This is a genomic window from Oribacterium sp. P6A1, assembly GCF_000702885.1.
Taxonomy (GTDB): Bacteria; Bacillota; Clostridia; order Lachnospirales; family Lachnospiraceae; genus Oribacterium.
Map to the genome: position 1 here is coordinate 276,328 of NZ_JNKO01000001.1, position 24,894 is coordinate 301,221.

General features: G+C 43.5%; 19 protein-coding genes. 1 reads left to right on the forward strand and 18 read right to left on the reverse strand.

The features are described from left to right. Positions 1-43: 43 nt before the first annotated feature. From T515_RS01150 to T515_RS01235, 18 genes are all read right to left on the reverse strand, one after another. Positions 44-838, reverse strand: a complete 795-nt coding sequence (locus T515_RS01150; RefSeq protein WP_036606564.1) for an AraC family transcriptional regulator — start codon at positions 836-838, stop codon at positions 44-46. Positions 839-849: 11 nt separating this feature from the next. Continuing rightward, a complete protein-coding gene (locus T515_RS01155; RefSeq protein ID WP_051671312.1) occupies positions 850-1,734 on the reverse strand; it encodes a carbohydrate ABC transporter permease in 885 nt (294 codons plus the stop codon). Between the two features lie 46 nt (positions 1,735-1,780). Further along, a complete protein-coding gene (locus T515_RS01160) occupies positions 1,781-2,650 on the reverse strand; it encodes a carbohydrate ABC transporter permease (RefSeq protein WP_036606565.1) in 870 nt (289 codons plus the stop codon). Positions 2,651-2,710: 60 nt separating this feature from the next. Beyond that, positions 2,711-4,063 (reverse strand): ABC transporter substrate-binding protein, encoded by a 1,353-nt coding sequence (locus T515_RS01165; RefSeq protein WP_051671299.1) that lies wholly within the window; start codon positions 4,061-4,063, stop codon positions 2,711-2,713. 59 nt (positions 4,064-4,122) lie between these two features. After that, on the reverse strand, positions 4,123-6,102 hold the full coding sequence (locus T515_RS01170) for an alpha-glucuronidase (RefSeq protein ID WP_036606566.1): 1,980 nt from the start codon (positions 6,100-6,102) through the stop codon (positions 4,123-4,125). Between the two features lie 233 nt (positions 6,103-6,335). After that, a complete protein-coding gene (locus T515_RS01175; protein ID WP_036606567.1) occupies positions 6,336-8,258 on the reverse strand; it encodes a sialate O-acetylesterase in 1,923 nt (640 codons plus the stop codon). A 291-nt stretch (positions 8,259-8,549) separates the two neighbouring features. Then, the gene (locus tag T515_RS01180; protein ID WP_036606568.1) at positions 8,550-9,695 is read right to left on the reverse strand and encodes a [citrate (pro-3S)-lyase] ligase; all 1,146 of its coding nucleotides are present in this window, start codon (positions 9,693-9,695) and stop codon (positions 8,550-8,552) included. 107 nt (positions 9,696-9,802) lie between these two features. Beyond that, positions 9,803-10,714 carry a TPM domain-containing protein gene (locus T515_RS01185; RefSeq protein ID WP_051671300.1) on the reverse strand — a complete coding sequence of 304 codons (912 nt, stop codon included), beginning with the start codon at positions 10,712-10,714 and terminating at the stop codon, positions 9,803-9,805. Then, positions 10,707-12,503: a hypothetical protein gene (locus T515_RS01190; protein ID WP_036606569.1), complete on the reverse strand. Its 1,797-nt coding sequence runs from the start codon at positions 12,501-12,503 to the stop codon at positions 10,707-10,709. The genes T515_RS01185 and T515_RS01190 overlap by 8 nt, the downstream gene beginning before the upstream one ends. Further along, entirely contained in the window at positions 12,496-13,548 is a 1,053-nt protein-coding gene (locus T515_RS01195) for a triphosphoribosyl-dephospho-CoA synthase (protein ID WP_051671301.1), read from the reverse strand. Before T515_RS01195 ends, T515_RS01190 begins: the two co-directional genes overlap by 8 nt. Before the next feature lie 92 nt (positions 13,549-13,640). Then, complete coding sequence (gene citX, locus T515_RS01200) at positions 13,641-14,180, reverse strand: citrate lyase holo-[acyl-carrier protein] synthase (protein WP_036606571.1); 540 nt, start codon at positions 14,178-14,180, stop codon at positions 13,641-13,643. 121 nt (positions 14,181-14,301) lie between these two features. Next, positions 14,302-14,979, reverse strand: coding sequence for a GNAT family N-acetyltransferase (locus tag T515_RS16235; protein WP_051671302.1), 678 nt, complete (start codon positions 14,977-14,979; stop codon positions 14,302-14,304). 95 nt (positions 14,980-15,074) lie between these two features. Next, positions 15,075-16,637 carry a citrate lyase subunit alpha gene (gene citF / locus T515_RS01210; RefSeq protein WP_036606573.1) on the reverse strand — a complete coding sequence of 521 codons (1,563 nt, stop codon included), beginning with the start codon at positions 16,635-16,637 and terminating at the stop codon, positions 15,075-15,077. 2 nt (positions 16,638-16,639) lie between these two features. Beyond that, the gene (locus T515_RS01215; RefSeq protein WP_036606707.1) at positions 16,640-17,542 is read right to left on the reverse strand and encodes an aldolase/citrate lyase family protein; all 903 of its coding nucleotides are present in this window, start codon (positions 17,540-17,542) and stop codon (positions 16,640-16,642) included. Beyond that, positions 17,542-17,841 carry a citrate lyase acyl carrier protein gene (gene citD / locus T515_RS01220; protein ID WP_036606575.1) on the reverse strand — a complete coding sequence of 100 codons (300 nt, stop codon included), beginning with the start codon at positions 17,839-17,841 and terminating at the stop codon, positions 17,542-17,544. Before citD ends, T515_RS01215 begins: the two co-directional genes overlap by 1 nt. Positions 17,842-18,350: 509 nt before the next feature. Continuing rightward, the gene (locus T515_RS01225) at positions 18,351-20,654 is read right to left on the reverse strand and encodes a hydratase (RefSeq protein ID WP_036606577.1); all 2,304 of its coding nucleotides are present in this window, start codon (positions 20,652-20,654) and stop codon (positions 18,351-18,353) included. A gap of 330 nt (positions 20,655-20,984) precedes the next feature. Beyond that, the gene (locus tag T515_RS01230) at positions 20,985-22,250 is read right to left on the reverse strand and encodes an SLC13 family permease (protein ID WP_051671303.1); all 1,266 of its coding nucleotides are present in this window, start codon (positions 22,248-22,250) and stop codon (positions 20,985-20,987) included. 119 nt (positions 22,251-22,369) lie between these two features. Further along, entirely contained in the window at positions 22,370-23,536 is a 1,167-nt protein-coding gene (locus T515_RS01235; protein WP_036606579.1) for a 2-methylaconitate cis-trans isomerase PrpF family protein, read from the reverse strand. A 407-nt stretch (positions 23,537-23,943) separates the two neighbouring features. Between T515_RS01235 and T515_RS01240 the strand changes: the two genes are divergently transcribed. Further along, positions 23,944-24,858, forward strand: a complete 915-nt coding sequence (locus T515_RS01240; RefSeq protein WP_036606581.1) for a LysR family transcriptional regulator — start codon at positions 23,944-23,946, stop codon at positions 24,856-24,858. Positions 24,859-24,894 lie beyond the last annotated feature (36 nt).

Consider the following 24,894-nt stretch of genomic DNA (forward strand, 5'->3'; position numbering starts at 1 on the left):
AGATAAAGCATTACTTAAGCTTTTGATCCGCTGTATATTTCACTCACTCAACCCATCCGGGTATAAGAATAGACGGATTCACGCCTACAGATTTTTTAAAGGCCTTACTGAAATAGTAAATATCCGAAAAGCCGCATTGCTCCGCAACCTGAGATACACTGTACTCTCCGCTGTAAAGCATATTTTTGGCTACCTCCATACGGATCTCCATGAGTTTTTGATTAAAACTCACCCCTGTGATTTTTTTAAATATATTGCCGTAATAGTTTGGATGAAGACCGTAGTGTTCCGCAGCCCCTGTGATACTGAGAGGCTCGTGAAAATGCTGTTTCATATACTTGATGGTTTCGGTAATACGGGGATCCGCCTGTTCACTCAGTTTCTTTTCATAGACTGACATCACCTCCGCCACATAAAGGCATGCAAGTCCCCGGGCTTTAAGCTGATACCCCGGCTCTCTGCCTGTCCAGACCACTTCAAGATCATGCAGTATTTCCAGTACCTTCGGCTGCTGACGAATGTTTGTGATAGTATCAAGCGGCAGCTGTACATCCTGTCCCTGTGTATCTTTAAACATCAAATTTACAGCGTAGCATTCCATCAGATCATCGGTGACACACTCTGCCTGCCGTCGTGATCCTTTTGGAATGTAGATGATATCTCCTGCTTTTGCTATATAGGTCTTGTCATTGATGTGATAGACTGCCGCTCCCTTTACAACATAGGTGAAATCAGTGAAGGGAATCGTCATTGGTGTAATGCACCATTCCGGGGTGCATTTTCTGTGAATGAAATAATGCACCTCCGGAACGAGATTGCTGTAGTTGTATACGTTCATAATTTGTGTTTTTAACCCTTTACGCCGGATGCTGCTATACCTTCTGTGAAATACTTCTGCGCTACAAAATAAAGGATGATAGCCGGTAACAGTGCGATGAAAGACATTGCCAGAATCTGATTCCATGCTACTACACCACTTGAAGTATCTACGGACATCTTAAGTGCCAGTGATACAGGATACTTCACAAGGCTTGTGATATAGATAAGGGGTCCCAGGAAATCATTGAAACTCCAGATAAACTGGAAGATAAGACAGCTTACAATGGTCGGTTTAAGTATAGGCAATATGATAAGGATAAGACGCTGGAACGAATTACATCCGTCCAGAGTTGCCGCTTCATCAAGATAGGTCGGTGTTGATCTCAGGAACTGGATGATCATGAACACAAAGAAAGGTTCATTGGCAAAAACCGAGGTAGCGATCAACGGTACATAAGTATCCAAAAGGCCGAACTTTTTCCACATAAGGTACAGCGGAATGCGGATAACTACCTGTGGCAAAAACAGGGTGGACATAAACAGCGCGAAAAGAATCTTTTTGAAAGGAAACTCAAATCTCGCAAACCCGTATGCCACCAGTGTGCTGGATGCTACCGTAAAGAAAAGCTTTGGAATTACATACATAAAAGTATTTAGATAGTATTTTCCGAAATTATATTGTGTTCTTGTGTGCCAGCCATCCTGATATGCCTTAAAGTCAATATGGGACGGTATAAAGTTTATGGATGTGAAGATCTCACTGTTGTCCTTGAAGGTTCCGCCGATAAGCCAAAGAATAGGATAGATCATGATGAAAGCCCCGATCGTAAGGACGATGTATCTTATCACCTTACTGATCTGTTCATTTCTCTGTCTCAGTAATTCTCTGGATATCTTTTTATTATCTGTACTCATCATATCAGCCCTCACCTGAATGGTATTATTGTCCATTTTCATAGCATCAACCCTCATCTGAATAGAATACCCATTTATCCTGCGTATAGAACAGAATCATTGTAATTACCACAATAATGCTGAACAGAACCCAGCTTGCTGCACTTGCATAACCCATCCTGTAATACTTGAACGCATTGTCATAGATAAACATGGAAGTCATGTAGGTTGCATTCAAAGGACCGTTTCCTGTTACAAGATATGGACCATTGAACTCCTGGAATGCATTGTTTAACTGCATGACCAGATTAAAGAAAATTGTTGGTGTGATGAGGGGTACTGTTATTGTGAAAAACTGACGTATCTTTCTGGCACCGTCTACATCAGCAGCCTCGTAGAGCTCCTTGGGAACATTTTTCAATGCTGCAAGGAAGATAAGCATTGAAGAACCGAACTGCCATATCTTAAGAAGTATGATTATGGTCATGGCTCCCGAAGGGTTTGAAAACCAGCCTATAGGGGCTATACCGAATTTACCGAGGATGAAATTTACCACTCCGTTCTGCTGGAACATAAATCTCCAAAGTACAGCTACTGCAACGTTTCCGCCAAGGATTGACGGTATATAATAGGCCGTTCTGTAAAAACGTATGCCCTTCAGTTCAAAATTCAGTATAAAAGCTACTATAAGTGAAAATGCAAGCTGTAAAGGCACTGTCAGCAGTGTGTAAAAAAAGGTGTTATTCAGGGTTTTGATAAAATCCTTTTGAGTGAACAGTGTAAGGTAATTCTTTATTCCCACAAAGTTGGCAGAACCGATGAGGTTGTAATCTGTAAAGCTTGTTGCCAGAGCATTTAAAAAGGGATAAGCCGTCAGAAAGATAAATCCCACAAGCCATGGAAGAATGTACAAAAGGCCGACTTTACTTTTTTTCATAGATATTCTCCTGAAACCATACTGCCGGAGCCTGTCCGGCAGCATATTAATTTTTATCAATTACTGATTCTGAGCCTTCAGTGTTTCAAGTGCAGAAGCATTGGCCTCATATATAGCCTTTCCGCAATCCTCAGCAGAAATCTGACCGTACTCAAACTGTTCGTAATTATCCTGATATGCCTTGTTGAAGTCAGCAGATTCAAAGAACGCTACCTCATTGATTACCTGAGCCTTTGCTGTAAACTCATAGGCTTCCTTAACGATATCTGTGATCTGTCCATCCTCTTCCAAAGTCTTCTGTGCAGCCTTAGATGCCACCATGCCTCTCTTTGTGCCCATGAGCTTAACTCCCTCAGGATCATTCAGAATATACTGAAGGAACTTTGCGGCCTCCTTTGTGTTCTTGCAGTTCTTGTCGATGGCGAGAAGCAGTGAAGGCTTTGCCATAGTTCCGGTAAACTTGGCATTATCAATAGTCGGAAGCTCAGCGATAACCAGTGAATCACCTTTTTCCTTTAATGTTGCTTCATTGGATGCAACACCGCCGGTCCACTCCATAACACCGAGATATCCTGCATTAAGGAACTTCTCATTCTGTGCTACTGACTTAGGATCGTTGCCGACATTTTCCACATAGTCCTCTCTTGAACAGAAAACATGCTTGTCAGCCATATCCTTATACCACTTTACAGCCTCTGTATAATCGTCTGCTGTCCAGTTCATGGTGTAATCATCATTGAACTCTCCCTTACCTGTCTTCTGCTGAAGATAATAGGTTGCCGCAAAACGGATAGTGGGACTTACTACAAGGTAATTGTCAGGATCCTTTGCTGTTACGATAGCTGCATCCTTCTCATAATCCTCAAATGTCTTGGGAAGTTCTGTGATACCGTATCTTTCAAAGGCTGACTTGTTTAAGTAAAATCCCATGGTGTTCTGTCCGTATGGGATTGCTTCCTGAACTCCGTTCATCATACCTGTTTTCAGGAAGGCTTCATCGTACTGGGAAAAATCAAAGCTGTCTTTAATGGTGCTGAGATCAAGGAATCCGTCGCCCTTTGATCCAAAGGTTGCAAGCCAGTCGAAATTCAGTGTCATGACCTCTGCATTGGTTCCGCCTACATAACGTGTCGCAAAGGTCTCCTGCAGATTGTCAAAGCCTGTGGGTTCTCCGGTTATGGTTATGCCCTCGCCGTTGGTACTGTTGAACTGATCGATTGCCTGCTGTGTTGCCTGATGACGATCATCATTGCCCCACCATGAGAAACGAAGCTGTACTCCGTCTCCGGATGCTGCCTGCTGTGATGAGCCGGCACCTTTAGATGCTGCAGGCATTTCATTGGTTGTACTGCATCCCGCAAGTAATGATACTGCCATAGCTGTTGCCACTATTCCTGATACTCTTCTTTTCATTTCATTTATTCCTCCATTATTGAGCTTTAATACTCATTTTTTAAAATTCACTGAAAACATCAATCATAGATTTTTCTATGCTGTTCATCCTGTATTCCGGACTTACGATAGAAATAAGTGTTTATGGTATCTCTCCACTCTGTTGCTGCAGCAAGCTGTCTCTCAGCTCTCTCCAGTATGTTGTCATAATCCGTGTCCCTGATTTTTCCCTTCAGGCTTCTGATAAAATCCAAATACTTTTCCACAGCTTCAACACCTTTAAAGTGTGTATCGTAAATGTGCTGTATCACTGTCTTTCCGGAATGTAAAACGTGATTGTAAGGTACATGATGCATAAACAGGAGCAGTTCATCCGGACAGGTTTTCAAATCTTCATATTCTTTAAACCGTCTGTCCGAATAACGTCTTGTATATCCGGTTCCCGATGAAAGGCTTCGTTCACGCCCTACCCCGTTTCTGTCGGCACAATGATAAGTTCCCCATCTGTCATATTCATATCCGTCAACATCAACTCCGTAATGTACGTTAGGCTTGCACATGAAGCCGACTCCCAAAGGACAGGTATAATCCTCGTAGGTATCCCTTGATGTCATAAGCATACGGACCATGCCCTCTTCATCCTTCTCATCAAGAGAAAAGCACAATCTCACAAAGCGTCTTGCTATTTCATCTGATGTTAATGCATTATTCCAGCACATAAGACCGTATCCGAACAGATTGGCCTGCGCCATTTTGTTGCCGGTCCAGTTCTCATCCATGCCAACATTGACTACCGCAGCGATACCGCTGTTTTTCTTTACCGGAGAGCAGTCTCTCACTATGTCCTTCACCAAAGATGAGCCTTCATATTTGGTATCAAAGTCCATAACCTCCTTCCACATAGGAAGCAGATAACACTGATCTATCTGATGTCCGGTGTACTCCTGAGTGATCTGGAACTCTATAATCTGATTGGTTTTATGAAGCACTCCAAACAGTGGTGATACCGGTTCACGGATCTGAAAATCTATGGGTCCGTTTTTGATCTGAAGTATGACATTATCAGAAAACTCACCATCCAGAGTGCTGAACAAGTCATAGGCTGCATTGGCACGGTCCAGGCTCCTGTCTTTCCAGGACTGCTGACAGTTATAGACGAAGCATCGCCATATGATGATCCCCCCATGTGGTTCGATGGCTTCCGCAAGCATATTGGCTCCATCCGAATGAGTTCTGTTGTAGGTAAACGGTCCCGGCTCTCCCTCCGAATCAGCCTTCACCAAAAACCCTCCAAACTGAGGGATTTCCCGATATATGGCATCAATGGTCTCTGTCCACCATTTTTTAACCCTGGTGTCACATGGATCCGCCGTATCCAATCCTCCTGCAATTATAGGGGCTGCAAAATTAATTGATAAAAACAGCCTAATTCCATAAGCTTCGAAGATATCCGCTATTTTTCTTATATGCTGAAGTGCAGGTTTCTCTACAAAGAACACTTCCAAATGATGTACATTAACATTGTTTATGGAAACTGCATTAATTCCTACCGAACACAGAAGTCTTGCATATTGAGTGATGAGGTCTGAATCATCCCGGAATTCATTGTGATCATAAAATATCGATCTGCCCGCGTAGCCTCTCTCGATGGTCCCGTCGAAATTGTCCCAATGGTTCAGCATGCGAATGCTCTGGTCCGGTACAGATCTATATGGAAAAGCAGCTTCTCTCCTGCCCGCGATCATCTCATAAAGGGAAAACAGACCATATAGATAACCCTTTTCTTCGGATGCATAGATCTTTACTGTTCCGTCCCGCTCCTTATCAATGGTGAATCCCTCTCCGAGATCATCTTCTGTTTTTACAAACTGAAGCTTTCCCTCATGAAGTGCTGTTTCAGCTGCATTTGGAAATAACCTAGATACTTCTTTACAGATTGTTTCATGAATCTTCAATGACACATCCCCTGTAAAATCATCTATGGAATATGTTGAAAATCGATCCGGAATAGCTGTAACAAGCCAGCATTTATCCCGTTTCGTTGTAAATTCTGTTTCCATTTTTCACAAATCCTTTTTTTGTAGATTTAATTCTTTATTCATTTTTACTATACTATAGCGAATGAAAAAGTCTTTATAAATGGAAAAACTAACACTCATTTGTAAATTTCAAAGATTTATATCAGGGGGTGCTGCCACAGCACAATCTGTCTTTGATTTTTCTAAAATAAACCGCAAAAAAAGAAAGTCAATTTGCTCATGATGATTCTGATCTGCAAATGACTTTCTTTTTTTTACTTACTGATAACAAATGGACTCATAGGATAACCTGACGAATTATAAATCAGTCCTCCGTAATTTGTATCGCTATAGAGATATCTGATTTCACTGATGCTCTCTTTTGGTACATTGACATAAAGCTCTATAAGATGGTCCCCAAGCATCGCCTCGGCACTTATTTCGGTGCCACTTACATCAATCACCGAGAAATCCTTTATTTCACTTCCTTTATCCTGTGAAGAAGCATATAAACCATCTGCATGGGACAGCCTTAGCTCCACTCTGCATCCCTCAGAGCTTTCTTTTACAGTGAAGCTTTCGGGAACAGGCCCTGTATATTCTCCTTCTGCACCATAGACCATATGAAGAGCCTGATCTGCCAAACGTTCACCTATCCTCTTCTTTCCATGAGGGTGAAGATCATTGTCCTCACCGAGATCCATGCTGACGATCATACCTGTATGCGGTTCTCTTGCCGCCTGTCTTTGACATTCACGCAGTGCAGGCCATTTTCCGGAGATATTACTGTACCTTTCCATGTAGTTCGGAAGCTGAACAAAGAGATATGGTAATTCTTCGTCTTTCCAGAGTTCACGGTAACCCTTTATCTGTCTTTTTGTAAGATCCAGATAGTCCCATTTGAGAGGTGCGTTTTCTTCTCCCTGATACCATACGATACCTTCTACAGGGTAAGCAGTACAAGGTGCACACATTGCGTTGAACAGACCTGTTGCTTTCCAGTTAACGAAATCCGTTTCCGGGATACTCTTTGAGACACCCCCGATTTTATAGCCCCAGCTTCCGCTTAAGTCTATGACTCCCTGCTCATTGAACAAAAAGTACCCTTTTTCAGGTGTCCATCTGCCCTGACCGTTTTCAACTATCAGTCTCACCACGAGTGTATTGACTCCGGCATGAAGAAGTTTTTCCGGAACAAGATATTTTCTTGGGGGATACTGGTACCCGGTCTCGCCTATCTTTACACCGTTCAGATAAACTGTATCGGAATCCACCATGGTACCCATCCATAAATGAGCCGGTTTACCTGCCATTTCTTTGGGTACTGTAAACTTCTTTTCAAACCAGACACTGCCCGTGAAGCCTTTAAGTTCGGTTTCCTCAAACACAGCAGGAAGCATGATTTCTTTTTCATCTCCCTCCGTAAGCCCATTTCTCCATGACTCAAGAATACCCTCATCCTTTTCATCCAATGCCTTGTGCCATTCCATGAAACTTAACTCATTTCTTCGTATCTGCCCTTCCAGATATGAATCATCACTGTACATTTTTGCTTCTGAAAGTAGTTCATCATATCCTTCCAGCATCTCTTTGGACATCCAGCCATGTATCCTGGAGCCTCCCAGTGATGCGTGAAGGATTCCCACACAAAGTCCTGTTTTCTCTCTGAGCTTTCTTGCAAAAAAATAAGCGGTAGCAGAGAACTCAAGGATGTTGTTCGGCTCAGCCTTTTTCCATTCACCACTTTCCGGTTCCTGAAGCGGTCCATGATAGTTCACTGAAGTTGCGATTTTAAAGTTTCTGATACCGTCATCCGCACAATCGGAAATGATATCCGGATAACTGTCCTTTACCCGATCCATCATAAGATCCATATTGGACTGCCCTGAGCAGTACCATACCGCACCGACCATGATATCTTTTACGATCACCTGGTTACTGAGATCATCCCTTACCAACAGTTCATAAGGGCCACCTGCTTCATGAACAGGAAAACTGATATCAAAGCGTCCATCCTTCCCGATTTCACCACACTCGGTAATACCATCAAAAACAGCTGTCACCTTAGCCCCCGGTGTACCATAGCCCCATATATGAACAGGCTTTTTATGTTCCAGTACTGCCCCGTCACTTAAAAATCTTGTGAGTTTTAATGATGTCTTTTCACCATCACCATTTCCATGCACTATCTGTTCCATAATGACGTATCCCCCCTTTAAATGTCATTCTTTGATACATTTTTGTTTAATGCTTAATCCGTTTCCATACTCATCAGATAATGATGTAAGTGTCAAAAGTATTTGCCACTCACTGATAACACAACTGCACACATTCTTATGCAAAGTGCTTTTGAACACTCATATAATTCCACATTTTTTCATAAAATGATAGAGATTTATCAATGATTCAATAAAAAAATCTCCGAAACCGATTTGTGTCTCGGTTTCGGAGATTTTTTAACAATGTGCCACGTCGTTTTCAGACTGATTTTAATAATGAACTACATCGCTTTCTGCCTTAATTCTCTCAATGACAGGTTCAGCCTCTTCACTTGTGAAAAAGCGGTATGTAGTCTCAGGAACAAGATCCTTTATTGCTTCAGTATTCCCGTCATGTATAAGCTTTCTCACAGTGGAAGCCGAGATAGCCTTGCCCTCAAATTCTTTTCTCGGGATGATATAACACTCCACTCCTGCCTTCGGAAGAGCCTCAGCCATGATATCATTGTAGATACCGGTAACAAGAGAAGTGGGTTCATCACCCACATAACGGGCATTTACATGGAGTTTATCTGCTATACCTTCAAATACATGAAGATCGATACCGGCCTGGCTCTTAATAACAGCATTGTCTCCCTTCTGGAAGTATGCCGGAAAGGTTGCAGAGCTTATGATATATGAGCCGGAATCATGATAAATGATGTTCCCAAGGTCGGAAGTCCCTTCCTCAATAAGTTTCTTTCTTACGCTGAAAGGCACGAGACTGGCATCCTCGGAAACCATAAAGAGGTGAAGTATGTCACAGCCCTCCATGGCCTTTTCCACAAGGTAACGGTGTCCCATGGTAAAGGGATTTGCATTCATGACTACAGCACCGATCTTTATACCCTCTGCCGGCTTCAGACCTGAATCTTCACCATCAGACCTGAGTACAGAAAGATATGAGGATGCTGTATCGCCTTCCATCTTTTCAAGCTGTTCAATGGATTCCTTCCGAAGATTCTCGAGGTAGTCCTTAAATCCGGTCCTCTTGTTCTCCATGAAGACGATATTTTCCTCTTCCATTCTGGCGATCTCTCTGAATCCGAGACTGTTGAAGAAAAGCGCCGTGTTGCACTTCGTGTACATGAAAAGATGATAGTTGCCTCTCATGTACTGATACTCTATGAGATGCGATACTATATCGTTCATCAGCGCTTCACCCTGATGGTCCGAGCTTACAGCCATACATCTCAAAGTATTACCGAAGCAGCTTCCCGTGGCGATGACATTGTAATCATCGTCCAGCATGGCTGCTGTATAGTCGAGATTTTTATCAAGGTGGATGCCTTCTTTTTCAAGAAGGTTCTCCACCAGCTCCATCATGTATTTGTCGCCTTTTCCTACTGAAGATATCGCGTAATTTGCTTCTGCCATATTAATATATTTTCCTTTTCTGGTTAATTGGGTTACTTGGCCGTACCCGCTGCAATCCTATGGTCATGTTCGGCCTTGGGAGTTTTCCTGATGGAAAACTCCTCCACTCAGAATCTATGACTGCCGCCACCGCCATGGTGTCCGCCTCCGCCACTGCTGTGGAAGCCTCCGCCGCCACCGCTTCGATGGCTTCCGCCACCTCCTCCGCTGCTTGATGAAGGCGGAATATATTTCTTTGTCTGTCTCAGGAACTGCTCCACACAGGCACCAAGCACAAAGCTGTTCACCGTATGCACCAGCACCTCATCGCTCTTAATCTCCTTTGTGTATCTTTTTCTCGAAAAAGAAAGAAGACCGTAATTCATAAGGAGAGCCAGAATGATGGCGAGAACAGCATTGCTGGTATACTTCATAGGCTCGGCTATACGTCCGCCCTCAAGTACCTTCAGGATCTGTTCAAAAGCCAGAACCGCGCAGGCATAATACTCACCTCTTCCTGCGGCTCTGTAGGCATTGTCCGTAATGGTCTCTGCCTTGTCATTTGTAATGTGCTCGTAAATTTCTCCGTCACTGTGTATGCATATCTCTCTGTCCGCCATATCGATCATGAACATGGATCCGCTTTCTATTCCAAAGAGCTCCATGTATTTTCTCTCTGTGAAATATACTGTGGAATCGCTGTGAGACTCTTCACTGGTCATGAATGCGGCATTACCGTATTCCGTGATACCCTTCATGGTGGTCACAAGACTTTCTTCCTCTTCATCTGTGATGAGATCTGCCCTGTCATCTATGTACACTACATAATTTGTGGAAGGGTTTGTATACTTCACTTCATAGGCAAAGCTCTCAGAGGCACAGAGAAAAACAATGGCTGCCAGTCCAAACAGCACTCTGATAAATGACGAAAATCTGTTGTTCCTTATTTCGTCCCTATGAGCCTTATACTGCTTCATGATATTTCTCATGGTTAGATCCGCCAGTAACATTCTGACAAAACCAGCTTTCTTCTTAAGCATGAATGTTACCTCCTTCTCTGTCAAAGTACTCAGGTATCGGATGAGTGGACAGGATATTGTATTTCCTGATGATTCCGGTGATGGTATAAACTATTCCCGCAAAGGCCGCTGTACTTGCCACATAGAAGATGATATCCTCCACCGGATTCCATATAAGTACCACGACAGAGATCACAAGGCCGACGATCACACCCAGCATCTCAGTGTAGCTGTACTTCTTAGCCGCCTTTTTATCACCCTTTTTCTTTGCCTTATCGGCTTTTTTGCTGTCCAGCATATACACTGCAAGAACGAATATACCAACGAGAAAAAGTACACCAACAAGAATGTACCAGTACTCCATGATGATTAAGATTGCTCCCAGAACTATCTCCAGCACCCAGTACGCGATAAACAGGTATCCCAGTACAGTACCGCATCCGTCAAAATGATAGTGCTTTTTAGCTGCCGTATTTTCCTTGAAATCCTTGTAGGCATTGACCCCTACCCTGTCACCGTTCTTGAAGGTTCCGTTGCATCTTGCAGCCACATAACCCTGATCCTCTCCGGGATCTTCCTGCTTCTCGATCTTGTCTATTTCCCTCATGTACAGAATCGCAGTGACCAGTGCCATAATGATCGAGAATATAAGTACAGATCTGGGCTGTATCGTAAACTGCAGATTAAGCAATATGAATACAGGTATAGCCAGCAGGAAAGATGTGATATAGAACTTTTTGAAATCCACAGGTATGTCTGCGGACAGCTTTCCCGTGACACCGTTCATAACGGAATAGCAGACTCTGTCTCCCTTTCTGTAGGTCAGGAACCATACCGGCAGCATAGCCTCCTTTTCTCCTCCGTACTTCAGATTCACTATACCTTCAGCAGTCGAGGCACTACTGAGACTGTCTCTGTCGAATCCCCTCTTTTTACACTCCTTATCGATGGAGCTGAAGGTATGCTTAAGTACATAGACCTCCGCATCGTCCCTGTACGTTTCTAACGGAACATCCGGCACATCAGCATAAAATCCGCAGAGGAATGAGGGCGTGAACTCTATCATGTCCTTTGCATCATAAGGCGCTATGACCTCAGCTATATGATCACTGAAGGAGCTTGAAGCGTCAAATGCTATGCCATCGAACTTTCCGTCCAGATCCATGGTGAGACTGAATTTATCTGTTATCTCATATCGCCCCTGGGTTTTGGTTCTGGAAACAGGAACCTCAGCCTTTGGACCGATAGAAAATCCATATACCCAGTACGGCATGTAGATGCCCACAAAGCCTGAAAGAGCATCAGGATCCGTAAGCTCCTTGGGAGCATAAAGTGCCCCCTTCATCCTGCTGACGAACATCTCCTTGCAGGCAGCCTTGTCTATCTTAAAGGGTATGATCTTCTCAGGACGTCTTTCATTACTCACCCTTGACGAGAACACCGCAGGCTGGCCGCAGTAGCTGCAGAATCCGGCTGCACTGAGATTCGTACTGGATATCTCCGCTCCGCAGCTCCTGCAGGTAAATATGGTCATCTGCATGCTCTTCTTGGGATTATCTCCTTCACCTGAGTCTTTCCCCGCAGCATTTCCTTTTTTTCCGGAACGGGCTGCCTTTTTATTCCCGGAGCCTGATCCGTCCCCCGACTTTTCTCCGGAATCCTCTTCAAAAACTTCGACCTTGTGCTCTTCCGCATCCTCCTCAACAACTACTGAATACGGATCAAAGGTTGTATCACAATGCTCACACCGTAACTTCTGTGAAGGTATATCAAATCTCAGATCCCCTCCGCAATTCGGACACTCATACATAGCTTATCCCCTCTAGCTTTAATAGTAATATGGTTACAGCAAGAATATCTGCAGCCCCACCCGGACTGATATTCTTCTCTATACATTTTACATTAAGTTCCTCTATTGCCGAAAGACCTTCTTCACTGAATGCGGCACCTATTTTCACTATCTCAGCGCTCTCCCCTTTCAGCCACTCCATATCCTCGTATGAGCTTCTGGTGAGCACATTGGTATCGTTGAGATCGGACATTATGGCTATCAGGGTGCTGATGTTCACGGCATTTTCAAAATGCTCATCCCTCATGCTTCCTTCATCTTCAAGAAGCCTATGTCTCAATGTCGCTCTCTCTGCGATCTCACTTCTAAGCTCAGTATCCCCTGCTATACTTAAATACTTCCTCATAGCCGGCAGTCCAATCTCCTTTATGATAGGAAAGCCCTCCATAGCCTGCCCACGGATGCCCTTTTCTCCGTATTTGTGAAAAAGTTTTTCTCCGTGGGATCTCGGTTCACGCTTCGCCATCTCAAGGAAATCCTTCTCCAGTATCCTGTATGACATGTTCCTGCCTGTTTCGAGAATTCTATCGATATCAAAGAACCGGAATTCTACACGTTCATGGCTTTTACAGGAGTCATTCTGTTGAGCGTCACTGAACCTACTCAGTTTTTCACCTGCGATTAATCCCGCCGCCGCAAGAAGTATTCCCATTGTGAATATCATGCCCTTATGGGTGTTGACATTGCCGGTGGCAGCATACATGGCTTTCTCCGCCTCCATACCTGTCTTTCTTATACCGAGAAAGACATTTTCAGGATTCTCTGTGTTTCCGCCGCTTCTAAGCCCCTCTTCGAACATTTCCGCAAGATAAGGAGTGATGGCTTCTGTGCTTAAAAGAAAGGTCTCGTAAGACATATCACTGTGTGAGCCTGTATCTCTTCTGTCCACAAGCCCCGGCTTCGGCGTGGCATAAACCTCTCCCAGCAGGGCATTACGCACATTCCAGCCGACTATTTCCACCAGTTCTTCAGCATTATGAAATTCCGCCCCGTGTCTATCCTGCATAAAACATCCCTTTACCTTTGTGTTTCTTTTTCTTCTGTTATGATCCGAGCATTTCTGCTCTGTAAATCCCGGGCATACTAAGGCTTAACTGTTCACGCCCCGGCAAATGATTCTTTGATTATCCTGTGTATCTCTTCCACCATGGACTTAACGGTGTGAGTCCTGTTTCTCGCACAGATATGCGCTTCCAGCTCGCACATGAGACATTTTCTCGGGCCCATGCCGAACTCCTCACGACTGACCTTACTTCCATCGGTACGGAGAACATCTATATCGAAGATCCTGCCTATCCTGTCCTTCTCCTCAATCTCACACATGGCTTTTTTAATGTCTACGGCGTCAGCATCCACTGAAACATAATAGATATATCCCGTCACAAAGGCTTCTTCCTTCTCCGCATCCTTTTTCATTCCATGCTTTTCCAGGGCTTCATTAATATTTTTCACCCCATATCTGAAAGCCTTCTCAAATTCTTCTCCCACCTTGTGAGGGCCCGGAACATTCAGCATAAAACACACCACAGGATGCTGAAACTCAGCTATGAGTTTTCTCTGCATCACCACTCTGTGGTCTCTTGCATACATCATCTCGGGAACAGTCACTTCATGTTCATAATCAAGCTTTACTTCCATTTCATCTCCAATTTCATTTTTAATTGAAATCATCAGTTATATCATCAAAAGTGCCACTGGCTCATGATGCTGAGCATAATCTCAGTAATGTACGCTGTCCTGCCGTACACTCTGTTCATATTCACATGACAGCTTCAGCTATTGTCTCTTTAAGCTTATCAAAAAGCTCCTGCCTGTAGCTCATTGAGTTTTCTTTATCAGGTATAAAATAGTCAGGCATATCCTGTGGAGGTATCAGATACCCAGGAAAAACATCTGTGTCCGGTGAGCCTGCATCAGCACAGCTCCTGATTTCCTCTTCCACTATTTCTTCACAGATTTCTCTCATCACTTCATCGTTTCTTTCCGAAGCTCTTTCTTCTGTCATTCTGTCTGCCTTTTCTCTAAGCTTAGTAAGAAACTTAGTGAACTCATCCTTTCGATTCTCGAGATAAATGATATGTTCTGTTGAAACTATGGGGTAAAGCCCCATATGACTGAAAACAGGAAGATTTTTAGGCTTGGTGAAACCGACAAAATGAGCAGTTCCCTTACTGAACATGATCTCATAGAGCTTGGTCATCAGTTCATTCAGAAGTCCCTGTCCATGATGCCTTTCTGAAACTGCAACACACTTCAGTATTATACCACTAAGAGACCCTGTAGCTGCTATTTCACCGGTATCTTCATCCATGATGCATACTGTATGTGTGATCTTTTCATCGTAATCAAGGCCTCTTTGTTTAAGAAAAGCCTTCAGTCTGTCAAGTTCCCTTCCCGAAAAGGGCTGACCCTCTGCAAAATATAAATTATCTGTCATAGTCCATTTTCCGAAACAGAAAGACGGCGTTGTGGCTTATCCCCCTGATCGCCACAACGCCGTATTCTTTACACTATATTTAAATTCAAACCATATCAGTTACTGAACTCAAACTTCTTGATCTGACGAACGACGTCCATGATAGTTCCATCACGTCCCTCGATGATACCAACTACACGATCACCGAACTGAACCTTCTCTGGCTCGCCTGTGATGCTGTAAGCAATATCTCTGAGCTCCTCGATAGTCTTGAGAGGAAGTCCCTTATCCTTTGTAGCCTCGATAAGATCTGTTCTCTTAGGATTGATTGCGATACCGTAATCAGTAACAACAACGTCAACGTCCTCACCCGGAGTTGTAACAGTTGTACAATCTGTGCAGATTGTAGGAATTCTTCCCTGCATGATAGGTGCGATAACGATAGTACACTTAGCACCTGCAGCAGTATCAGGATGTCCGCCCTGAGCACCTGTGATGACACCGTCAGAACCTACTACTACGTTACAGTTGAAGTGTGTATCAACCTCAAGAGCTGCAAGGATAACGAAGTCAAGCTTGTTAACATAAGCGCCCTTGTTGAAAGGATCAGCATACTCACTTGCTGTGATGTAGTGATGGTTAGGATTTGTTGCAACAGACTTGATAGCATCCTGATCGAAGTCCTGTGTATCTACAAGAGTCTTGATGAGACCCTCCTCAAGGAGATCACACATTGGCTTAGCGATACCACCGACACCGAAGGACATGTGAATGTTCTTCTCTCTCATGATCTCAGCAAGGAACTTTGTTGAAGCGATAGAAGCTCCGCCGACACCTGTCTGATATGAGAAGCCTTCCTTGAAATAAGGAGTAGCTACAACGAAGTCTGTGCAGTACTTAGCCATGAGAAGCTTTCTCTGGTCTGTTGTAGGCTTTGCAGCACCTGTAGCGATCTTTGTAGGATCTCCGATCTCGTCAACCTTAACTACATAGTCAACATAAGTCTGTGTGATCTGTGCAGGAAGATTAGGGAATGGAACAAGTGTATCTGTAATAGCAACTACGCGGTCTGCATACATAGCATCTGCTGCTGAATATGAAAGAACACCGCAGTCTGCCTTACCGCCGTTAGCATTAAGGTTACCGTACTCATCTGCTGTAGGAGCACCGATAAATGCGATATCGATGTGAGTCTCGCCGCTCTCGATAGCTCTTGAACGTGCGCCGTGTGAACGCATGATAGCAAGTCCCTGAAGTCTTCCCTCTGAGATTGCCTTACCAATCTGTCCACGAACACCGGATGACTGGATCTCTGTGATTGTTCCGTCATCAAGCATGTATACGATAGGATCATTCTGGCTTCCAAGTGATGAAGCACATATTGTAATGTTCTTGATACCCATCTTATGTACTTCTTCCATAACCATGTTAAGAACCTTATCACCGTTACGGAAGTGGTGATGGAATGAAAGTGTCATGCCATCCTTGATTCCGCACTTAACAAGTACATCATGAATATTGTCAACAAGCTTTGTGCCGTTTGAATTAATTACGCACTTTACCTTATGAGAAGCTGTCTGATACTCATAACCATCAAAGTGATGAGTACCCTGGAAAACTTCCTTACCTGTTGCCTTTAAGATTTCCTCAGGTATATCTCTACCAACTGCATTAATCATAATTACAGATCCCCCTTATAAACTCCGGCAGCCTTTGCAAGCATGATGTTTCTCTTTGCACCGTCATAGAAAGCGATATCGATCATCTTTCCGTCAACAGTGAATACACCGATGCCCTTTGCCTTCTTGTCATCGATTTCCTTGATAACCTTCTCAGCGAAGATGATTTCCTTCTGAGTAGGGGTATAAATATCATGAACGATATCGATCTGACGAGGGTTGATACATGACTTACCATCAAATCCCATATCATGTATCATCTGTACTTCCTTACGGAAACCTTCCATATCATCAAGGTTTGTCCAAACTGTATCAAAGCACTGAACACCGGCTGCACGAGCTGCGATGATCATCTGCTGACGAGCACCCATGAGCTCAACACCTGTTCCGGTGATACGTGTCTGAAGATCCTTTGTATAGTCACCGCCTGAAAGGGCAACACCGATCATACGATCTGATGATGTACATACTTCGTATGCATTCATAACACCCTTGCAGGACTCAAGAGCTGACATGATGAGAGTTGAACCCGGCTCTCTTCCGAACTCTTCCTCAGCTGCTACGATCTTCTCTTCAACCGCGCGAACCATGGAAGCATCCTCTGTCTTGGGGATACGGATAACATCTGCACCACCTGCTACGCAAACACGGATATCCTCTTCCCAGAGATCAGTATCGAGACCGTTGATACGTACTACACGCTCTGATCCTCTGTAATCGATGGTCTGAAGAGCATGATAAAGAGAAAATCTTGCAGTATCCTTTGCAGTTACAGCAACGGCATCCTCAAGATCCAGCATGAGAGAGTCAATCTTGTAAATATACGGATCCTTAATGAGTGAAGGCTTCTGAGCATTCAGGAACATCATGGATCTTCTTAATCTTTTCTTATTAGGATTCTCAATCATCTGATTGCACCTCCCCATGGTAAATCTTTATACTGGTCTACTGAACGGAACACAGCTCCCTCGATACGAGCCTTGATTGTGCAGTCAAGAGCGCCCTTATCAACGATGGAAATCTTTACGTTATCAACGCCAAGATTTTTAAGTGTCTCAAGTGTTACCTTTTTGATCTGATTTCCGAACTGATGAGCAACTGCAGAGTCCAAAGTGAAATCGATCTTTCCCTCTCCAGGCTCAACAGTAACCTGGCAGTCACTGGATTCCATAGTGCCCGCTACAGCAGGTTTCTTAATTTCCATAGTTTCCTCCTTGGATGCAGGATCTTTCCCCTTAATCCCGCGCAAACAATGTTACATAAAGTTCTTCTTACGATGAGTCTCTAAAGTCGCAAAATATGCGATAAAAGCGGCTTTTTGTCCTCATCATATTCACATCCCACAGCGCTTAGGTTTCACGCCCCAACTACTAGCAATTATATCCTAGCAATGGTGGAATTTAAACTTTTTAATTGTAGTATTTTAATAATAATACCCACGACGACCATAGTAAAATAGTTATATCGTTATGGCAGTCATAGGTTTTTCCTATTATTTTCACCATGAAAACGCTTTATCATGTCTTAAATTATTATAAAATAATTTTTCATTTTCCTTTTTAAGAGTTTTCCGACACTTATGATTACGAATATTTATCCTTATTAAAATTCTTAATTTTTAATTAAGAGCATATTTCACCCGTTCTTAATGACGGAAAAAAAGCCCCGGACAGCTGTCCGGGGCTTATAAATACTGATTTATCCGATTTTAAATTATGCAAAATTCTTTGAGTGTCCGAACTTGTTAAAGTTGATGAGGCATCCGTCCTGAACGATCTGACGCTCATTAGGAGTCATAGGAAGAACATAAAGCTCTATCTCTATAGCCTTGCCCTCCTTTATTACATAAGCCTTTATTTCCTCAAGCTTATCATCCTGAAGCGCCTTCCTGATGCCAGGTACATAGATGTAATCATCTACATCGAACTTGTCAGGCTCTCCTTTGAGATGGAAAGGTACCATGCCCCAGTTCATACAGTTGGATCTGTATCTCTTTGTAGCATATTCCTGAGTGATATTAGCAAGTCCGCCAAGTACTCTCTGACATGAAGCAGCCTGCTCACGGGCCGAACCATCACCCGGCTTGTTTGCGTAGATGGTTGAACCGATCTCTACGTCGGAAGCATTAACACCTTCCTGACCCGGAATTGTGTTGATAACCTTAAATACATCAGCGATCTCAGCAGGAACAGTACCCTTCTTTCGATTATCCTCAAGATCTCTTACAGCCTTTGCACGGCCTACGTATTCAGGATCTCTTCTTGAAAGTGTGAACTCGGCGAGTCCCAGCGGATTTGATCTGTAGGACGAAGTCTCTCCTGAAGGAATGAGCTCATCGGTTGTAGTAACAGGATCAAGAATCTTTGAAGCCACCTTGAGAAGGATGTTGTCTGTCATAGACTCCTGCTCAGGCCAGTCCTTGATGTTCGGTCCGAAACGGAGCTCCTGATCCAGATCAGCCTTACCCCAGCCCTGATATAATCTGTTGCGGTAAGCCTTGTCATCATAGTTGTACTCAGGGATATCGCCCCAGCAGTCAAGCTCTTCAGCAGAAGTGAGCTTACCGCCATTAGCTGCTGTTGCAGCGATAGAACGTGCATCCATAAGACATACAGCTGACATCTGTCCGTTACCCGGCTTTGAACCCTCACGGTTAGGGAAGTTACGTGTTGTATGACGGATTGAAAGTGCGTTGTTGGCAGGTGTATCACCGGCACCGAAGCAAGGTCCGCAGAATGCTGAACGGATGATAGCACCTGCATCCATAAGGTCTGCAAGAAGACCCTTACGGTCAAGATCTGTGTAAACAGGCTGTGATGACGGATATACGCTGAGATAGAACTCACCGTCACCTATGCTCTTGCCCTTGAGTGCATGAGCCGCCTCAACAACGTTTGTATAGTTACCGCCGGCACATCCTGCGATGATACCCTGCTGTACCTGAAGCTTGTGATCCTTAGTGATCTTGTCAAGAAGTGTAAAGTGCGCTCTTCCTTCAGCTACTCTCTCGGCTTCCTTCTCTGTCTCACGAAGGATATCCTCAAGATTGTCATAGAGCTCTGTGATCTCGTATGCATTTGAAGGATGGAAAGGAAGTGCTATCATAGGACGAACCTCTGAAAGATCAACCTCTACGCAGCCGTCATAGTATGCAACCTGTGCAGGATCAAGCTTTTTGAAGTCATCCCCTCTGCCATGCATGGTAAGGAATGCCTTAGTATCATCGTCTGTTCTCCATACAGATGAAAGACAGGTTGTCTCTGTTGTCATAACGTCGACACCGTTTCTGAAATCTGTTGTCATGGAAGATACGCCCGGGCCTACAAACTCCATTACCTTATTCTTTACGTATCCGTTCTTGAATACAGCTCTCTCGATGGCAAGAGCAATATCATGAGGTCCTACAAACGGTGCAGGCTTTCCTGTAAGGTATACGCAAACAACACCCGGATATGCAACATCGTATGTCTGCTCAAGAAGCTGCTTTGAAAGCTCTCCGCCGCCTTCTCCGATAGCCATGGTTCCAAGTGCGCCGTAACGTGTGTGTGAATCTGATCCAAGGATCATCTTTCCGCCGCCTGCATACTTCTCACGCATAAACTGGTGGCAAACAGCTACATGAGGAGGTACATAAACTCCGCCGTACTTCTTTGCAGCTGAAAGACCGAAATAATGGTCATCATCGTTAATGGTTCCGCCTACTGCACAAAGTGAATTGTGGCAGCATGTAAGAACGTAAGGAAGCGGGAACTTCTCCATACCTGAAGCTCTTGCTGTCTGAATGATACCTACGAATGTGATATCATGAGATACCATAGCATCGAACCTGATCTTAAGATTATCCATAGTATCACTTGTGTTGTGTGACTTCATGATACCATAAGCGATGGTACCCTTCTTTGCCTCTGCCTTATCTGCAGCCTTGCCAGTGAGCTGCTCAACCTTTGCTTCCTCTGCCTCGGGAACAAGTTCTGTTCCGTTTACCAGATATACGCCGCCTTCATGAAGCTTGACCATAATAAACCTCCTTAGTGATATCCCTTTGGGGGAACAACATTAAACATAAGAGCTCTTAGATACTAAGCAATCTATACAATATTTCACATTTATATCGATAACAAACATGTCTATTATATCGCTTTTTTCTATTTCTCTGTGTTTTATTTTTTATGTATTTATTCTAATTTGACATGGCACAATAGTAAAATATTTATATCTATATGCCAACTATAGGCTTATCCTATTGTATACATTTTGATGTATAGGATTGTACCTATACCATATACAATAAAAATGTACCGGTCTTACTTATAACCAGTTTTCAATAAAACCGGTACTTTTAAATCCTTAGTAGAACAGTCCGCCGAGGTTAAATACTCCGAGAGCTGCCATAACTACATTGATAACAACGTTCATTACTGATAAGAGGAAAAGAGTTTTGAACATCTTGTTCATCTCATCTGTTGTTGTCTCCTTGGCTGCTGAGTAAGATGACATGATGATAGCACCGCCTGTCGAAAGAGGGCTGATAGCTGCAGCAAAAGATGTAGCTGTAACCGCCGATATAAGCTCTACATAGCTTACATTTGATCCGAATGTCTTAACAATGTTGTCACAGATAGGATAAAGTGTAGGCATTACAACACCTGTTGTTGAACTCACCCATGAAAGAATACCTGAAGTAGCTGCCATAACAGGCGCTGCTGTATGCTCGTTCATATGTGCGCTTAAGAAATCAGATACAAGTGTGATACCGCCGAGCTTGTCTATAACATTTACAAGTACGCCTACACCACAGATAAGCATCAGTGTTCCCCAGGGAATTGACTTGATAGCCTTCTTCTCATCTGCACATCCGAGAAGGATAAGTACTGCTGCTGCAACGAAAGCGAAAAGTCCTGTGTCAAGCTTGAAACCGATACATGCTACAACCATGATAACGATTGCTGCAACAGTGATCTTCTGGTCTCTGTTAAATGCAGGGATATCTGAAAGCTTGAGAGGGTTGTCTCCCTTTACCTTGTAGCCTTTGTAGTAGATATAAAGGATAAGTGTGAAGACAAAGCCTGATAGAAGAGTTGTAAGGAAAAGATGAGTACCGAAACCTGTATATCCGAGAGGCTCGCTAAGGTTCTTTGCAAGAATACCCGTCATTGACAGTGTTGAAGCGCATCCTGCATTGGCACCGAGCTTTGCGTAAAGAGCTGTAGCCATGGGGTTGATATCAAGCTCAAAAGCAAGATATACAGCAAATGTTGTCATGAGGATTCCGGCAGCGATATGTCCGGGTCCGATGGCTGAAATAAATGCTGAAAGTGCAAACATGAGAATCGGAATAAGATAAGTTCTCTTTCCTACGAGAGCTACGATTTTCTTTGAGAACAGGTCAAGTGTACCATTCTGTGAAGCCATTCCGAAGAAGAGGGTAACACCTACAAGAGTTACAAACATGGAGCTTGAAAAGCCCTTTGAAATCTCTTTTGCGGTCATATCTCCCGCCATTCCGAGAACAAATGCTGCTCCGACTGAAAAGAATCCGATGTTTATCTTCTTTATGAAGCCGACTGCCACCACGATAGCCAGTACGACAAGGGAAATCAATGCGAAATTCATAATATTTATCTCCTGAAATATTTGATGATCATTTACCTGTGCATCCCCTTCCCCGGGATACACAAGAATATGACGAAATATATGTATCTTTTTATCTATACTCTATGATTAAAATACTTTCATCCCAGTCGTATGACTGCATTTCCTTCCATAATGAGGTTTGCAGTTCTGAAGCCAAAGGTATCATCTATCTTCGGCACATCAGGATTCTCTGTATTTTCCGCATAATCAACTCCACACTCAAGCACTCCGCTTGCATGTCCTATACGGATAAACTGTGTGTCAGTTCCCTTTGAAAGAACCTGATTGACCACACTTCCCTTTACAACTGCTGCTGCAGCAGTACACATGGCTCCTGTCATGGCGTAGCTTGGATGAGCCTTCTGCATCGACATCATTCTGGAAAGAAGGTCAATGTCTTCTTTCTTAATTTCCTTGCCGTCAGCTGTAACATAATCTGCTGATTCAGCAACAAATGTCATCTTCGGAATTCCCGGTGTCTCCCATGCTGACTTTGTATAGTCGTCAATGAGACCAAGCTTTACAGCCGCAAGACCTCTTACCTTCTCAAGAAGCAAAAGCTTCTCTTCATCACCGTTTATCTCATCAGGTGTTTCTCCGCCCTTAAGGCCAAGGTCTGAAGCTTTGGCAAAAACCAGCGGATTTGCCGCATCCACTATGGATACCTCTACCTTACCGTATCCCGGAACCTCCAGAACATCAACAACATTTCCTGTAGGAAGAAGTCCGCTTCCCAGTGTTCCTGACGGATCAACAAACTTAAGCTTTATAGGTGAAGCAGTTCCGGGCACACCAGCGATGTTGAAATCGCCGTCGTACTGTACCTCTCCGTTACTGGTCTTTACTTCTTCAACGATTATTTTGTCTGTGTTTGTATTATATATACGTACGCTTGTAGTTCCTTCCTGAGCCTCTACAAGACCCTTTTCTATTGCGAAAGGTCCGACACCTGAAGAAATATTACCGCAGTTTCCTTTGTAACTTACTATTGGCTTATCTACCGATACCTGGGCAAATGTATAATCAACATCCGCATCAGGTCTGTCTGACTTTTTGATGATTGCCACTTTACTTGTAACGGACTGAGACCCGCCAAGTCCGTCTATCTGCTTTCGGTCAGGACTTCCCATCATTCTGAGAAGAACCTTGTCCCATTCGTTTTTATCCTTTGGAAGATCCTCTTCCAAAATATATACACCCTTGCTGGTTCCTCCTCTGATGATGGAAACCGGCAGCTTGATCATACCCTCATGCACTCCTGTCATGCAAACCTCCTTCATATAGTCCCATACCCTGAAAAACGGATACAGAAACAGCTAAAGTGACAGATTCCGTAAACCTTTTCACTTTTCGGAAATATCTCTCGCCGGGGGATGATGAGAGATATCTCCCTGAGTTTTCAATGAACAGCGCGCATCTGTTTATCTATGTCTATAAAATACCATTTGTATTTTTATATATCCAATGCATTTATTCGATAAAATATATGCATTGGACGTATACTTATACAATGACTTAAAATATAATAAGCCTGGATGGTTTTCCCGGGTTTATATTTCATCCGCCGGTAAACACATCTGCCGGTAAATATTTATTATTTTTATAAAACACGGAAGGGAACTGCTACAGATGATTTATCTTTCCGGTTTTTAATGTTTCCAAAGGAGTTATCATGGATTTCAAAGATCTCACATACATCATTGCAATAGAAAAGTATGGCAATATCTCCAAAGCTGCGGAAGCACTGTTCCTTACCCAGCCTTCACTTTCAAGGTTTCTTCAGAATACCGAATCCCATGTAGGACAGCCTTTGTTCAATCGTATCGGAAACAAATATATTCCGACATATGTCGGACAACGCTATCTTGCAAGAGCAAAAGAAATATTGAATATAAAAAAAGAGCTGGATCAGGAAGTGGGAGACATTCTCAAAAATGATTCCGGTCTGCTGAATGTAGGATTCCCCGCCATGAGAGGCACCTATATGCTGCCCTGTACCCTGCCCATCTTCCACAGCCTGTATCCTAATGTGAGAATCCAGATACACGAAGCCAGTTCCAGCCATCTGAATGAACTGATACTGAACGGAGACATTGATCTTGCATTCTACAATCAGCCTGATGAGAATCCGAATATCGAAACAGAGGTCATCAGCCACGAGGAGATGGTTCTGGTAATGTCTCCGGAGAACCCTTTGTGCGAGTTGGCTTACCCTTTGGAAGGCTGCCGCTATCCTCACCTGGATCTTAAGCTCCTTGAAGAAAATGGTCAGGGAGTCATCATGCAGAACCCGAACCAGCGAACCAGAACCATTGTGGACAGGCTCTTTAAACAGCATCATGTCACTCCCAACGTAATTCTCGAAACAAGCAATATCCGTGCCGAAGCCGAGCTTGCCTCCAGAAATTACGGTGTCTGCTTCATAACGGAAACTCATTTAAAGCACATGAAGCTTGATAAGCCACTAAGTTTCTTTTCAGTCGGAGATCCAAGTACACCCATCAATTTTGTAGCGGCCTACAGAAAAAACAGTTACCTGCCCTATCATGCAACCGAGTATATAAAGATAGTCAGAGACTTCACTTAAACCGAAGCGGAATTTCTCTTTTTCCCATCCGTTTGG